Consider the following 14921-nt stretch of genomic DNA (forward strand, 5'->3'; position numbering starts at 1 on the left):
AGGATATACAACTGCTATGACAGCAACCAGTCCATCCATCCATGGGTTCGCTTTTGCGAAACCGCTTTATTCAAACGATTATGACGGCCGGGTTATTCATTCAAATCGACATTTGGATTCGCAACTTTGCGATTTTATTCATTCGGTCCATAAAAATCAGGAAAATGGCAAATAAGAGTTGGCACTCCTCTCTGATGCGCTTCTATAAGCATCCTATTCAGCTGCAAGCGAATTTTTCCTTTCTTGGTATGGGGGTTTTTCGGCGTATCCTCTGTTACCTTTCTCCCTGGGCTGCGCCCATAAACATAAATGTTGTCGACGAACACAACCTTTGCCCCATTCCCTTCCAAATGCGGCACGAGATCAGCCTGCCGCCTTTTTTTGTTAAAGCGCTCTTTTCAGGTTAGAATCAACGACCATCACTTTTTATTTACATATAACACGGGCTTTGTACTCTAACATCTGACGGAGTTGATGGAAAGATCATGCCACTGTTTCATATCGGTCATGGATGCGCACACGTCCCGTTTTTTCACGCCTTTTTTGGTTCAGACGAAGCTTCGATGCGTCCTTCTTAACGTATGGACAGAAAACATGAACAGGCATATGACCTGCCGAGACATTTGCCTCTCGTTTTACTGTACTTTGCCTTTGTCAGCTTTTATTCACGCAAGCTCTATTGCTTGGCTGAGAAACGTTTGTTCATCCCATGCTTGAAATAATGCTGCTGTCTTTCTCCTGTACGTCCACTTTCCTTGGACTATCAACTTTGGCGAACAAATGCGGATTTTGCAGAAATTGCACGAATAGCACAGGACAAGATGATTTTAGGACACATATATATACAGTACAAACAAGCTATATAGACATATATAGACAATGGAAAGAGATGAACGGAACAAAAGAAATCGGAAAAACGCGAAAGGAGTGATGTCTATTACACCAGCTATGGTCCTCTTTGCCTTTTTCTTTACGATCATGCTCATTTACTGGCGCCCTAAAGGAATGAATGAGGCCATTCCCGCAACCATCGGTGCGCTAATCGTCATCGCCAGCGGAGCGGTGAACGCGTCTCATCTCATGGATATTAGCATCAAAGTAAGCGGGGCGGCCATGACCATCATTTCAACTCTTGTCATGGCACTTGTGCTCGAAAGCATCGGTTTTTTTCATTGGATCGCTTCTCTTCTTGCCCAGCGTTCCAATGGGTCAGGGATCCGGTTATTTTGGTACACCAACGCTCTTTGTTTTCTGATGACGCTTTTTTTTAACAATGACGGCAGCATCATGATCACGACGCCGATTTTACTGTTGCTTTTAAACAGCTTTCAGCTAAAAAAACATCAGAAATTACCGTATCTCATCAGCGGAGCGTTGATTGCCACCGCCTCGAGCGCCCCGATCGGCGTAAGCAACATGGTCAATTTAATTTCATTAAAAATCATCGATATGAACTTATACATGCAGACAGCGATGATGTTTGTTCCCTCAGTGCTTGGGCTGTTGTTTTTGCTGGGGTTGTTGTTTCTCGTTTTTTATCACGATATCCCGAAAACATTGCCACCAATGGCGGTTCCTATTACTCCCCTCTCGTTTTTTCATCATCCTTTGCAGAACCGTTCCGCCTACGATGAGATGAAAGTATCGGAAAACAAAATGAAGATGATTCTTCTGTTCGTGCTAACCATCCGGTTGAGCCTGTTTGCCGCTTCATACATGCATATTCCCATTGAAGTGGTCGCGCTCACAGGATCATGGGTTGGCCAAATCGGAAACAGAAGGGATCGAATTCTGTTTGGCGTTTTCGGTGATGCTTTGAACATGGTGCAGTGCATAATAAATGACGGATGACCTGTCCATAAGAGAAAGATAGTCGGATTGGACATCAAGCAATTTACCGGTTTTGGATTCCGGACCTCCACGATAAATAGTGACGGTCTTCCCAATTAACGGCGCCAATTCATCGTTGGAGCGCGAAGGGATGGAATGGTCATTCATGCCATATAACGTCATATCTCAATAACGCCTCCCTGTTTTTTTATCCATAAGGGGTGTTCATACTGTATATATACGTATCCTGTAAACATTATGCATAGGTCCATCGCCTAATATGAAAAAATAAGAACCTAACATCACTCTCCGGAAATCGGTCTTGATCATGCATCCAAGCTAAAAGTAATTAACCTGATTTCTTTTAAAGCGTGGTGCCAAAAGGCTGACGTCCCGTTGCTCGTCATACCCACCCTCTTACATCATGGATGATTACACCATTTTATAGAAAAATAGTTATTAATCTTAATCATTTTTTTAAACATTATCATTTAATACAGTAGTACCAAATCTAAACTAGGAAAGGATGATAGACGAATGGTTTGTGTGTGCAATGGTGGATTGTTTCCCCAATTGTTCTTTACGCAGTCTTCAACGGATTTGCCCATTACCATTCCTCTGACCGGAACTGCCGTCACGGAAGTGCTTCGTTTGCAGCCGATTACGACCCTCAGCGGCGACCGCGTCAAGCTCGATTCGATGGTTGAGTTGGAACTGGCTGTTTTAGCCCTTCTATCCGGCGCTACTTTGACAGGGATCACCTATAGGCTGGAACGGTCAACAAACGGAGGAGCTTTTGTCCCAATTGCGTCACTTGATGTCGAATCCCTTCTACCCGTACTCTCACTCGCTGCGAATACAACACTTTTCCCGAACTTGACATGGGTCGACGCACCGGGCGTAGGGACGCATGTCTATCGCATTGTCATTGAAACGAACGGTGGGATTTTATCCACCTTGCTAAGCGGCATCACAGCAGAAACTCGCGCCTTGAACGCTCTTGTTGTTCGCAGCGTATAACCCAGCAAAACCGGCTCAGCGAAAGGCGATTGCCCTCTGAGCCGGTTGTTTTTGCTTTATGGCGCGTAGGTCTTCAGGCTGTCAAGCATGGACGACAATATGGTTCAATGCTCGCACTCCATTAGGCAGCTGTTGGCAGAAAAAAAAATCCGTCCGCTTTGTAAGTGGTCGAGATTTCACGCTTACCGACTTGAAATTGGAAATTAGAAAAAGAGAGCGTTTGCCCTGGCTCAATGCGTGACACATGAACCGGCTTTAGCCAAAATTCTCCCTTCTCTTCCGCGATGTTCTCTGCCTCCTCATTCATATATTGCCAAGCTTCCATGACAAGCGGATTGAGACGGCGATCGTATTGAATGCCGCCTCCTAACTTTGCCGATAACGCCACGTGTTCTTTTGGGGAAACCCGCAGGCAAATGTAAGGATGCTCTAAAGGAGAAGATCCCAGATTGCGAATCACGAAGTTCCCCGCAACCATCCCGTTCTGCCCCTCTGCCTTTGGAAGCAATAAGGAATACGTGAAATAGCAAACGACACAAATTTCATCAGACAACACCTGTTGAGGCAAACGCTTGATTTCCGCAACAGCTTGCTTCACCATGCGAAGCTCTTTCTCAATCGATTGTATTTTCTGTTCCAACTCGAGAATCGAATCCATCATCTTTCCCCCTCTTATGACGTCACTTTTCCATTTCTTAAATGTATATGTATGAAAAAAAGAGGAGAACATCTCCTCTTTTTTTCCGCAACTAGAGACGTGTTTTTTACATTGCAGGAAACACAGCGGGGCATTGCGGCGGAAAGACATCCACCGGGCATTCTTCTTCGCAGATGATTTCCGGGCGGGGTTGGCAGAACCGTGCAGCGACTTCCAAAATAACTTCAAAGGTCACGACAATGCTTTGGCAAATGCGGATCGAAATATTCGCCGTAATGCTGTTTCCGCTTTGCGTAAACGCCCCGACCCGGCAACTATTAAAGGTGTTTTGTACAGCGTTGCAGCACACCGTTGTGCCTTCTGGAGCGCAAAGGATGACTTCCTCGCTGGTTGTGATTAACGCGGGGTTGCTGACGACGGTCACTTGAGCGCCCGTTGCGTTCGTTCCCGTTACCTCCAACACGACTTGAATCGTTTTGCTTAAGGTGACGGCTTGCAGCGTCACAATTTGATTGCCGACCGTGCACTCAATATCCCGGCGAGGGGCGTCTTCCCCACACTCCAACAATGTGACCGAACAGCTGACTTGGGAAACCGTGACTCCATCCAACGAACCGCTTGGGAATGTGAATGTGATGTCTTGCGCCAGCTGTACAACGTGTGTCGTCCAGTCATAGACTTTGCACACTTGAATGCACTCTGGATCAAATTGCTGAGCAAATTGCTCTAAATTGATAGGCATAGAACCAATCCTTTCTTTCATGAATTTTTGTCAGGCTACTCTATAGTATGATGGGGAGAAATACAAGTTATAGTAAAAACAACTATTTTTATTCATTTTTGAAAACAAAAATGATATGGTTCATGCATGAGCAAGCAGGGCACCCGTTTTTCAATATCTGCATATAATGGCTACCATGACATGCGGAAAAAGGTGATGGACATGAGCAAGGAGCAAAAAACCACCCAATTGCAGCAAAAAATCATCCACCTGAAATCAGAATTGGACAAATACAAAGCACTGCTCGCTTCATTAGGCTCTCAAGAAGAATGGGAGCGTCTTCACATGGAAAAGGATGAACTCCAGGCGAAGCATGATGAACTCATCGGACAATGCCGCCGTTATGAAGAGCTGCTGTCCGAGCAAAAGAATGAGATCGAGCGCTTATCGGAAGCATTGAAAACAATGGAGGAAGAAAAAGAATGGCTGCGGCAGGAGATGGAGCAATGGAAAACAACATGCGCCTACTGGCAAGAACAAGCGGAAGCCAATCAAAAACACATCCAGTCTTTAGAAGCGACACTGAAGGCGTTTCAACAAAAGGAAATGGAATGGAATGAAGAACGAACAAAAACAAAAGAAAAAAATCGACTGCGAAAGGACGGGACTCTTTCTTTTATGAACGAATCAATCGACTCATGGACATCTTGGTCAGAGAGAATGGAAAACGATTATAAGGTGATGAAGGAACAAATAGAGAAAATCGCAAAGGAGTTTCCAAAACTGCAAAACGCTTTAAGCAACAGTGCCAAAACACACGAACTAGAAAAAGATGTAGACGTTTTAACCAAGAAAATTCAAGAAACAGAAGAAAAACTGTCAAAAATGGATTTAGAAAGACAAAAAGACTCATTGATGCTGCAAAAACATATGTTCACCCAACAAATGGAGTTGGAGTTGATGATGGAAAAGGTCACAAGTCTTGCCAGTGAAATCAAGCATCTCTCGAACCAAATCGCCGATTTAACCCGATCGCGGAATGACCCACCCAAGGATTCGCCAAATGACGATACAATGGAATTGAAGGAGATGCTGTCCCGACTCATGGAGCGGTTAACGGCATCCTCTGATGAGAAATCGAAAGAACCGGCAACATCACCGATCCAATCAGCTAATCCCTTTTCAACAAACATGCAAACGGAAAAGGCGCCGCCACCCCCTAACAGTTTTTTAAAATTACAGGAGTTTATGGATGGAACCAACCAACCCATTGTTGTCTCACCTGTGAAACGCAAAGAAACTCATGCATCCCATCTATATTCACAAAAATCGATCCCAATCAAACGCGTCCGAATGGAACATCCGTCTTCCCATCAACGCCTCCCATTTCAGCATTCATCACCACCTGCAGAGGATGAGGACAATCGATTGAATATCAGCGTTCAGAACGATCATACTGATCCAAATCCAGGAAAACGCTCAGACGCTTCAAGGCTGGAACAGAAAAAGGACCACCAATTGTTTACACAGACAGATGAAGTAAGGTTTGAAAGCACTCATAAAGCAGCGGACCCGTTAAAAAACGAGGATGAACGACCTAACAAAACAGACCCAAACATGGAAATCAAAGAGAAGCAGGAATCTCTAGTTTCTCCCGGCAGCCAAGAGGCGGTGACGCAAGATCCAACATCGGCATCCGACATTTCAGCCGACGGGCAGCAATCAGATTCCGAAACCTATGAAGCGACGGCATTCCTTCCTTCCGCCTCCGTTTTGATCCAAGATGACGCCATCATTCATGGAGAAGACTCTTTTATGGGGGAAGGGAAACCGTCAAAATGGGGATTATGGTCTCTATTCAAAAAGACGAAAACCTCTCAATAGCGAAGAGGCGGGAACACTCCCGCCTCTTCGCTTTGGATTCAAACATCACTGTTTTCCCGCACGGAATGGACACTGCTCATCAGCTCAGCGCCTGTTCGAAGGACGCGATCGCCGAATTTGGTCCGCAGCTGTTCGATGGTCTTCCAAAGTTCTTCCATTTTCGCTTCCTCTTCATAATGAAACAAATCGAGCTGTTTTCCTTCTTCCCGTTCGTCAAACACATGAAGTGCGGCAACGCCAAGAAGCCGCACTGGGCGTCCGTCCCAATGCTTTTTCAACAGCCGCGCCGCCGTCAAAAAGAGGTCGTCCGCCGTTTGCAACGGCGCCGCCTCGGTTTGGCTGCGGGTGATTGTATGAAAATCGTGGTAGCGGATCGTCAACTGGACAGTCCGCGAGACAACCCGCTTTTGTTTCATCCGCGCGCTGACAGATTCGGCCAGCTTGCGCAAAACGGCCCGTAGTTCTTGTTCGTCGTCTACATCGCGCGGCAGCGTCGTTGAGTTCCCGACTGATTTCCATTTCTCCGCCGCTGCTGGATCAACCGGGCGCGGGTCGATGCCATTCGCCCGCTCGTAAAGACGCAGGCCATAGACGCCAAACGCCTGCTCAAGAAGCGCCCGGTCGGCGTTCGCGATATCGCCGATCGTACGCATGCCTAGAGCCTGCAGTTTCTTGGCGGTTTTGTCACCAACACCATGCATCTGTTCAACCGGAAGCGGCCAAAGGACGTGCGGAGCGTCGCGTTTGCGCAGCACAGTGATGCCGAGCGGCTTTTTCATCTCGCTTGCCATTTTGGCCAAAAACTTATTCGGGGCGATTCCGATGCTCACCGGAATGGACAGCTGCCTCAACAGCCCATGCTGGATCTGACGGGCCACAACCAGCGGATGAGCGGTTGACGCCCAGCCCGTCATGTCCAAATAGCCTTCATCGATCGAGGCGCGCTCCAATACAGGAGAGAAACGCTTGAGCCATTGGAATAAGCGGTGGCTCATCTCGCGATAAAAGGCAAAATCCGGCGGGCGCACAACGAGCGACGGACAGCGCTTCTTCGCTTCCGTAAGCGGCATCGTCGTATAGATGCCAAACTGTTGTTTCGCCGCATAACTGGCCGCCAGCACGATCCCCCTCCGCTCTTTTGGATCCCCCGCCACAACGACCGGCCTTCCCCGAAGCGACGGAGCGCGGGCAATCTCGCAGCTGGCGAAAAACGAGTTGCAGTCGATATGAAAAATGATCCGTCCGCGGGATTCACGCCCTGTTGACATGCCCTTTCCCTTTCTTTTCTCTATTTTCTTCTTCATTGTACCAGATCATTCGTTCGTGAAAAACAGCCCATTCTCCTACATTCAGAAAGTCTTTTGATGTCTCACGGGGTCGGTTTAGAGAGCTTTAACGAGAATACTGCGGCATCACGGAATGTTCGCAGATTTCATCTGTCGAACACGTTTTGCACCCCCAGCGGCAAAATGAGCCCAAACGCAAGGATGATCCCATGAAAAGAGGCTCTCATCATGTTTGCTTCCTCCTTTCCCCTTGCAGCCAGCGGTAGACCGAAGCCGCATCCGCTTCATCCACATCGACGACGCGGACGCGGGTGCCAAGCGGCATGACGGCAACGGAAATGGTCGCCAGCCGTTTTCGCTTTTGCCACCACGTCGCTGATGTTTCAAGCGATTGAACGTGACGTTTCAAGATATACGTCGTCGTTTGCCGAAACCATCCGCTTCGAAGCGCCAGCTGCTTCGACGAAAGCGACCATCCCGCGATTTGAAAGCGACGGATGCCGATCCATGCCCCGAGCGGCAACACCACCAACACAGCCGCCCCCCATGGGCGTTCTATATATGCCGCCAAGATGGCGGGAATCACGAGCCAAACAAGCGGACGAAGCATGTAACGGCGTTTCGCGCGCTTGGGCAATGGAGAAAAGGAAACGCCGAGGTCGTACTCGGGCAAACAAGCTTGCATGATCGACGCAACTCTCCTCTTTTCCACAAGCGGACAAAGAACAACATCCCCTGCTCCGCCGCCATCGAGCCTCCCCCCAGCATGAATCAAGGACACAGAGGCGTAGCCAAACAAACGGCGCAGCCAATTCTCATGAATCACGACACCTTGGACGCGGGCAACTGGGACGGACACCGCTTTTCGTTCCAGCCATCCGCGGGCAATGACAATCGTGTCTTCTTGTTTCCGCACGACAAACGAAGCGTACCGGATCATGTTTTGTACGATAGCTACTCCATAAGCGGCCAAGAGAAGCGACAGGATGAATAGGGCAATAAGCAATCGTCCATGTCCGTTCCATGTCGACTGAAGATCGCGGATGAGCGACTCATATGGAATGAAGTCGCCTAATTGCGACAAAAACCCACACAAAGCGGCAACCACGCCAAGCGCTCCACCGCTTGTCAACGAAGCCATCCATACTTCTTTCATCGATAAGGTAAACAGAGCAGGATGTGGGCGGTTCGCGGATGGTTCTGGATGGGCGGCGGCTCCCACCTTGTGTTTCGCCTGTTCCACGCATCGTTGCAGGCAGCGGGCTTCTTCCTTTGATATGGCCCGAAGCGTCACTTCTGCTTCACCGAGGGCATCACCCGCCGCCTCAACATGTACTTGAACCACTCCCGCCATCCGTTGCCATATCCCCTCTGTCACTGAAATCCCATGGATGCGCTCGAACGGAATCGAACGTCTTTTGCGGACAAACACGCCTTCCTCCACGAGCAAGCGGTCTTCATCCCAAGCGTAGGTAAAGCGGAGCCAAGACAGAACCCCCATCACCACCGTGTATACGACAGCCGCCAGCGGCACGATGAAATCCCGCCAAGAGAAGCGGTTCAGACTGCCCGCCACCATGATCACAAGGAGCGGAACGACCATATTTTTCAGTTCTTTTCCGACTCCCGCCATAATCGCAACGGGATGAAGGCGGCGTCTAGGCGTCATCTTCATCCACCACCTTCGCCCACTCGGCAATCAAGCGGCAAAGCTGCTCCGCTTCTTCCATCGGAAGAGCGGGAATTTCATGAGCGGCCGCCGCTGTGAACACCGCAATGGAAGCCAACCCGTACCGCTTGAGAAGCGGACCTTGCCGCACATCGACGTACTGAACGCGAGCCATCGGGATCAAAGTCCGTCTCGTGGACCAGACTCCTCGCTGAATATCAATCTCTTCTTCGCGAATGCCATAGCGCCAACGTCTTTGGCGCAACGGCGGGAGCCAGACGACCCATACAATGGCTTGCACCACCCAAACGCCGACCAACACTATCAATAGCCAAGGAGGAGCATGGAACTGCGAGAGCAGCCATATGATTCCCCCGATCGCCACACCGGAAGCCAATGCCACAAGCGCCCCCGTGAGACGCCACACGGTGACCGCTTTTGATGAAATGGGTTTGCCTCTATGAGGAAGCATTCTCTTAATCTCCTTTTTGCACATCATTTCTGTTTCCAGTATAACAAAACATTTCCATGTTGGCGATGCCTTTTTTCGACAATCGTTGACAGAACGACCAAACTATTATATTCTGAAACTATCTTTTTTGCTTAACCGCATAAAAGCAAAAAAGCACATCTATGAATCAACATCAGAACAGAAAGGTTGTTGTCAACATGGAACAATCCCGTCCCCAGCTGCAAAAAGGACTATTGCCCCGCCACGTTCAGCTGATCGCGTTAGGGGGGATGATCGGCACCGGCATTTTTAAAGGAAGCGCCGAGGCCATTCATATCGCTGGACCAAGCGTCGTGCTCACGTACTTGATCGGCGGCGTGCTGTTGTTTTGGATTATGGCTGCACTGGCCGAGATGGCGATCGCGTATCCGGGTTCGAACGTTCAACATTTGATCCGCCGGGCGTTTGGCTTTCGCCTGTCATGGATCGTCGGCTGGCTGTATTGGATCAATTGGACGTTGGTCACTGTTGTCGAACTGCTGGCTGCCGGCAGTTTCCTGAGCTATTGGTTTCCGTCTGCGCCGTTATGGCTGCTTGCCCTCCTGTGCGCGTGTCTGATCATGGGGTTGAATCTTTTCCCTGTGAAGTATTACGGGGAAGCGGAATTTTGGCTGGCCGGCCTGAAAGTGGCGGCGCTAGTGGTGTTTATCGTGCTCGGGGCGGGCGTATGGGCTGGCGTGATCCCAAGCGGCATAAGCGGCTCGTTTCCGTCTGCCGGCGACGGCGGATGGTTTCCGCACGGGTTTGCCGGAACGCTCAGCGCCTTGCTTATCGTGATGTTTTCCTATGGCGGAGCGGAGCTGATCGGGGTGGCGGTGACGGAGATGAAAGACGCCGAGCAGGTGCTGCCGCGCGTCATTCGCACCACAATCTGGCGGGTTGTCGGCTTTTATCTTTTGCCAATGGCCATCATTTGCGGCATTATGCCATGGAACACCGTTTCGGAAACGAACAGCCCCTTTGTCCAAGTGTTGGAAGCGATCGGGTTGCCCGGCGCGGCCCATGTCATGAACGCGGTGTTGCTCATTGCCGTCTTATCGGCGGCCAATACAGGCGTCTATGCGACTTCTCGGTTGCTGTACACCATGGCTGAACAAGGAGAAGCAAGCCGCCGCTTGCAGCGGACGACGAAACACGGGGTTCCGCTGTACGGGATGGGCATGGTCGCCATCTGCATCGCCGCTGGCGTGATCGGCGCCTACTTGGCGCCCGGGCGGATCATCGGGGAATTGATGACGATTCCTGGGTTTACGGTGCTCATCGTTTGGATGATGATCGGCGCCGCTCAGCTGAAGCTGCGGCCGCACTACAAAACGAAGCCGTTTTTCCGAACGAAAGGGTTTCCGTACACAACGATGGCGGCGGTCGGGGCGCTCGGGGCGATTTGGCTTGGCTTTTTGCTTCAAAGAGAGCATCGAATCGGTTCGCTTCTCTGCGTGGCCGTCTTGGTTCTCTTATTCATCTATTCCACTGTCAAAGAAAAGCAGCATCAAGCAACAAAAGCGCCCGGGCGAACGGCGTAACCAAACCGCCTCTTTTCGCTCGGGCGACAGCTAGAGACGGGCGTCCTTTCATCATAGACGGCGCCCGTCTTCCTTTTTTCGTGTCCAACCGTTCCCACGATATTCGTCCCATGCCCGCCAGGCCATGATCGCCATGCCGAGCGCGAGAATCAACGCCTGTCCGTCCATCCGGTGTTCCGTCCATAACTGATACCCTGCCGCTCCGATGCCGTAAAGCACCCAAACCACTGAAAACCACATAACTCCCAACCAAAATCTCCGCATCGTTTCTCCCTTTCTTTCTCCCGTTTTCCCGATCGATCCGTAAGACAGCAGACGAAGCCGCCTGTATCTATTTTTGAAAAAATAGGGTATTTTTGTATAATTATACCACAATTTTCACAAATGAGCCAAAAAAAACAAGCCATTCCCCTATGCTCCAAGGGAAATGGCTGCGCGTTTTGCGGAAACACCGATGATGATTCGTTAGTTGGCCGGCGACAGCTCGTCTTCGGTCACCCATTTGTGGTTGGCTACGTTCACAATCGCCCGATTGGCGCGCTCGCGTTTTGCCCCTTCGATCATCAGCGAAGCGAACGCCTGCGACACAAGAAACACACTTTTGATGTTGATGCGTTGGACGTCATCCCACTCTTGTTCCGTCAACTCCAGCCATCTCGCATGAGTGGAGATGCCGGCGTTATTGACAAGCACATGCAAGTCGCCGTACCGCTGTCGGACATACTCGGCCAATGCTTGCACTTGTTCGCGGTCGGTGACATCCGCCGCAAACCGGTCAACGCCCCCCGGCGTCCCGAGACGTGCGATTTCTTCTGCAGCCTCCTCCAGTTTCGCTGCTGTACGGCCGACAAGCACGACTGTGGCGCCTTCTTTCGCCAAACGGAGAGCCGCCGCCTTGCCGATTCCGCTGCCTCCTCCGGTGACCACGGCCACGGTATTCAAAAAACGCATCGTTTTCCTCTCCCCTCATTTCTGTTGCTAGCCTAGCGGTTAGGGCGTGCCCTTCTCTTTTCAAACTTCGGCCGCTAAAACGTCAGCCCGCCGCCGTCGACCGACAATATCGCGCCGGTGATAAAGGACGCTTCATCGGACGCCAAAAACATCACCGCGTTCGCCACTTCCTCTGGCGTCCCGATGCGGCCGAGGGCGTTCGCCTTCGAGATGATCGGCCATTTGCGCTCATCTTGTTTCCACGGAGTAATGATGTTCGTATCAATGACCCCCGGCGCAATGGCGTTGACGCGAATATTGAACTTGCCGTATTCAAGCGCTGCGTTTTTCGTTAATAAAATGACCCCGGCTTTGGAAGCGTTGTAAGCCGATTCGTATTTTTTTCCTTTAATCCCCAGCAAACTCGATGTATTGACAATCGCCCCACCCCCGGATGCTTTCAGTGCCGGCACCGCGTATTTGATGCCAAGAAACACGCCCTTTAAGTTGACATTAATGACCCGGTCCCACTCCTCCTCGGACAAGTCGGTGCTCCGCACTTCCGAATGGCCGATGCCGGCATTGTTAAAGAGAATATGTAGGCCGCCAAAGGCATCAACCGCCGTTTGGACAAGGCGGCTCACTTGCTTGGAATCGGCGACATCCGTCTGGACAAAAATCGCCTCCCCTCCTTTTTCCCGAATCAGGCGGACCGTTTCTTCCCCTCCTTCCTCATTAATGTCGCTCACCGCCACTTTGGCGCCTTCTTCCGCAAAGCGGATCGCCGTCGCCCGGCCGATGCCGCTCGCGCCGCCGGTGACAATCGCCGCTTTTCCTTGTAGCCTCATGATTTTCCCTCCTTTCGATCGGATTCTGAATCCGTTTTCAAAAGATGATATACCAACCGGTTAGTATGTTGTTTCTTTTATTATACATCACATTTAGAATATTTTAAACATTTTTATTATCTCTCGCCGAGAAGACCCTGACATCCACGCGTGAACGTAAGTGGAGGATGAGTGGCCAAGCTTTATGAGAAAATCACGAACTGTCGGAACGATTTCCTGCACAAACGGTCCGCCCGTCTCATCCGCGAAAACCAAGTGGTGTGCGTGAAGAAGTGGACAGAAAAGGATGTAATTTCCATTTATACAGTCTCCATCAATGGCCATACTAAAAACATGGAGGTGTTGACCCATGAGAGAGCCTTGGGAAGAACCCGGCGCCTCTTCCAGTGTGCCGCGCTATACCCCAGGGATTGGCGTTCCCGATGAAATGAGCCCGATTCGCGACATCGCCCGCGGTTTTGAAAACGGTCGGCCGCCGGTTATCGAAGTGACGCCAGCTGACAGCCGCCAAGAGGCGGATGGCATCCATCTTCCGCCTGTTAACTGAGCCTTTTGAGCCGCTAGGAAATGAAACGCTCTCCCATCTAATACAAAGGCGTAAAGGTGGAAGAGTGTTGGATACACTTGCCCCACGACTATTTGCCAGCCTAGCCATCCCCATGCGTTCTACGGTTAGGCTGTTTTACTCTCAAAGACAGCAAATCCAGCCTTTCCTAACAGGATATTCTAGGCGGGGGCTCATCCCGATCATCTTTCTCCCACTTACGCTCATTCATGGAAGTTGGGGACCTTCTTGGTTCAAAATGATAAAATGGATCAATGTGAAAATGGGAGGAGGACCATTTCCTATGTACCTCCGTCTTGTTGCCGTGGGGCTGATGACATTGCTGCTCAGCGGCTGTTGGGGAAACCGGAATATTGATCAAATCGTCTATATTCACTCAATCGGCATTGACTATGATCATCGCCAATTCGTCTTGTACGTACAGCTCATCAACTTCAGCGGATTGGCAAAAGCAGAGTATGGCGGAGGAAGGCAGACCGAAGCCGTGGCCATTGGCCGGTCGGCAGGAGAAACACCCGAAATCGCCGCGCATGAACTTTACACGTCCATCCAGCAAATGGTCTCGTGGGGACACGTTAAGAGTATTGTGTTTACGAAACGGGCGCTGAAAAAGGAAGTGGTGCGAGGAGTCATCGATTTATTAACGAGGTATCATGAGATCCGCCACACCATTTGGGTTTACGCGACCGACGCTCCTTTGAGCGATTTGCTTAAAGCGACTCCATTATTGCATGCTTCTTCGTATTTGTCTATGCTAACGAATCCGGAAGAAATTTTCAAGCAAAGCTCCTTTATTCGCCCGCTTCGATTTAACCGTCTGATTGCGATCAGTGATGAACGTAGCGCAACGCTTCGAATTCCGTATATGACTCTTGACCCTGCTAGTTGGACAGAAGATACGAAAAAAAAGAAAATGCTGTCCCTTAGCGGTGTGTGCTTTTTGCATGATTACGAACTACAACAATGCACGGACCGTGAGAAGCTGTTAGGCGTTCGTTGGACAGAACGGGATGTGATCCGAACGCCCATTTACGTGAAAGAAGGACGGCAAACGGTTGCCTCTCTTGTCGTTCGTCATCCAAAAGCGAAATGGTCGGTCCTTTCGACCAAAGATGGTCCTGCGTTTCAGTTGACCATCCAAGCTCAAGGAAGTCTGATCGAGCTGCGCCGGCCGCTGTCAAGAGAACAGCTGGCTAAGCTGACGGCGCAAACGGTGAAACAGGAAATCCAACAAGCCTATGAATGGGGAGTCAATCGAAACATTGACGTGCTGAATGTATCAGACCAATTATACCGCAGCAACGTTCATAAATGGAGACAATGGGAACAAAACGGCATCATCCCATTGAAAACGAATACCATTCGAAACATTTCCGTCCATCTTTCCATCGGCTCTTCTGGCAAGGAAAAACTGGATTATCGTGCAGGCGGCTAGATGGTTGTGACATGCTTTTGCGCATTTTTACGGTTGGAAGG

14 protein-coding genes and 2 pseudogenes are annotated in these 14921 nt (G+C 50.1%); 6 read left to right on the forward strand and 10 right to left on the reverse strand.

From position 1 onward, the window contains the following. Positions 1-140 precede the first annotated feature (140 nt). Positions 141-341: pseudogene (locus GZ1_RS19485) on the reverse strand (short chain dehydrogenase); the annotation flags it as partial. 589 nt (positions 342-930) lie between these two features. On the opposite strand from GZ1_RS19485, the gene GZ1_RS01705 reads away from it, so the two are divergent. Together GZ1_RS01705 and GZ1_RS01710 are read left to right on the forward strand one after the other, a co-directional pair. Then, positions 931-1851 carry an ArsB/NhaD family transporter gene (locus GZ1_RS01705; RefSeq protein ID WP_306304589.1) on the forward strand — a complete coding sequence of 307 codons (921 nt, stop codon included), beginning with the start codon at positions 931-933 and terminating at the stop codon, positions 1849-1851. 516 nt (positions 1852-2367) lie between these two features. Next, on the forward strand, positions 2368-2850 hold the full coding sequence (locus tag GZ1_RS01710) for a hypothetical protein (RefSeq protein ID WP_020753963.1): 483 nt from the start codon (positions 2368-2370) through the stop codon (positions 2848-2850). Positions 2851-2971: 121 nt separating this feature from the next. Here GZ1_RS01710 and GZ1_RS01715 read toward each other — a convergent pair whose 3' ends face one another. Together GZ1_RS01715 and GZ1_RS01720 are read right to left on the reverse strand one after the other, a co-directional pair. Further along, complete coding sequence (locus GZ1_RS01715) at positions 2972-3511, reverse strand: hypothetical protein (protein WP_255211261.1); 540 nt, start codon at positions 3509-3511, stop codon at positions 2972-2974. 103 nt (positions 3512-3614) lie between these two features. Beyond that, the gene (locus GZ1_RS01720; RefSeq protein ID WP_033004781.1) at positions 3615-4250 is read right to left on the reverse strand and encodes a BMQ_0737 family morphogenetic spore coat protein; all 636 of its coding nucleotides are present in this window, start codon (positions 4248-4250) and stop codon (positions 3615-3617) included. A 201-nt stretch (positions 4251-4451) separates the two neighbouring features. Between GZ1_RS01720 and GZ1_RS01725 the strand changes: the two genes are divergently transcribed. Further along, positions 4452-6113, forward strand: coding sequence for a coiled-coil domain-containing protein (locus tag GZ1_RS01725; protein WP_060787754.1), 1662 nt, complete (start codon positions 4452-4454; stop codon positions 6111-6113). Positions 6114-6151: 38 nt separating this feature from the next. Here GZ1_RS01725 and GZ1_RS01730 read toward each other — a convergent pair whose 3' ends face one another. From GZ1_RS01730 to GZ1_RS01740, 4 genes and pseudogenes are all read right to left on the reverse strand, one after another. Beyond that, complete coding sequence (locus GZ1_RS01730) at positions 6152-7381, reverse strand: DNA polymerase IV (RefSeq protein ID WP_060787755.1); 1230 nt, start codon at positions 7379-7381, stop codon at positions 6152-6154. 173 nt (positions 7382-7554) lie between these two features. Further along, positions 7555-7626 (reverse strand): annotated as a pseudogene (locus GZ1_RS19495) (LysE/ArgO family amino acid transporter); the annotation flags it as partial. Then, positions 7626-9068, reverse strand: coding sequence for a PH domain-containing protein (locus GZ1_RS01735; RefSeq protein ID WP_060787756.1), 1443 nt, complete (start codon positions 9066-9068; stop codon positions 7626-7628). The gene GZ1_RS01735 and the pseudogene GZ1_RS19495, both read right to left, overlap by 1 nt. Continuing rightward, the gene (locus GZ1_RS01740; protein WP_060787757.1) at positions 9058-9540 is read right to left on the reverse strand and encodes a PH domain-containing protein; all 483 of its coding nucleotides are present in this window, start codon (positions 9538-9540) and stop codon (positions 9058-9060) included. Before GZ1_RS01740 ends, GZ1_RS01735 begins: the two co-directional genes overlap by 11 nt. Before the next feature lie 197 nt (positions 9541-9737). On the opposite strand from GZ1_RS01740, the gene GZ1_RS01745 reads away from it, so the two are divergent. Continuing rightward, the gene (locus GZ1_RS01745; protein WP_015374809.1) at positions 9738-11102 is read left to right on the forward strand and encodes an amino acid permease; all 1365 of its coding nucleotides are present in this window, start codon (positions 9738-9740) and stop codon (positions 11100-11102) included. Positions 11103-11153: 51 nt separating this feature from the next. Here GZ1_RS01745 and GZ1_RS01750 read toward each other — a convergent pair whose 3' ends face one another. From GZ1_RS01750 to GZ1_RS01760, 3 genes are all read right to left on the reverse strand, one after another. Then, a complete protein-coding gene (locus tag GZ1_RS01750; RefSeq protein ID WP_255211262.1) occupies positions 11154-11342 on the reverse strand; it encodes a hypothetical protein in 189 nt (62 codons plus the stop codon). A 225-nt stretch (positions 11343-11567) separates the two neighbouring features. Further along, positions 11568-12053, reverse strand: coding sequence for an SDR family NAD(P)-dependent oxidoreductase (locus GZ1_RS01755; protein WP_255211263.1), 486 nt, complete (start codon positions 12051-12053; stop codon positions 11568-11570). Positions 12054-12127: 74 nt separating this feature from the next. Continuing rightward, a complete protein-coding gene (locus tag GZ1_RS01760) occupies positions 12128-12880 on the reverse strand; it encodes an SDR family NAD(P)-dependent oxidoreductase (protein WP_020753945.1) in 753 nt (250 codons plus the stop codon). Between the two features lie 349 nt (positions 12881-13229). On the opposite strand from GZ1_RS01760, the gene GZ1_RS01770 reads away from it, so the two are divergent. Both GZ1_RS01770 and GZ1_RS01775 read left to right on the forward strand, forming a co-directional pair. Continuing rightward, positions 13230-13427, forward strand: a complete 198-nt coding sequence (locus tag GZ1_RS01770; protein WP_060787759.1) for a hypothetical protein — start codon at positions 13230-13232, stop codon at positions 13425-13427. A gap of 301 nt (positions 13428-13728) precedes the next feature. Continuing rightward, complete coding sequence (locus GZ1_RS01775) at positions 13729-14880, forward strand: Ger(x)C family spore germination protein (protein ID WP_060787760.1); 1152 nt, start codon at positions 13729-13731, stop codon at positions 14878-14880. Positions 14881-14921 lie beyond the last annotated feature (41 nt).

The organism is Geobacillus zalihae NBRC 101842 (genome assembly GCF_001544135.1).
GTDB lineage: Bacteria > Bacillota > Bacilli > Bacillales > Anoxybacillaceae > Geobacillus > Geobacillus zalihae.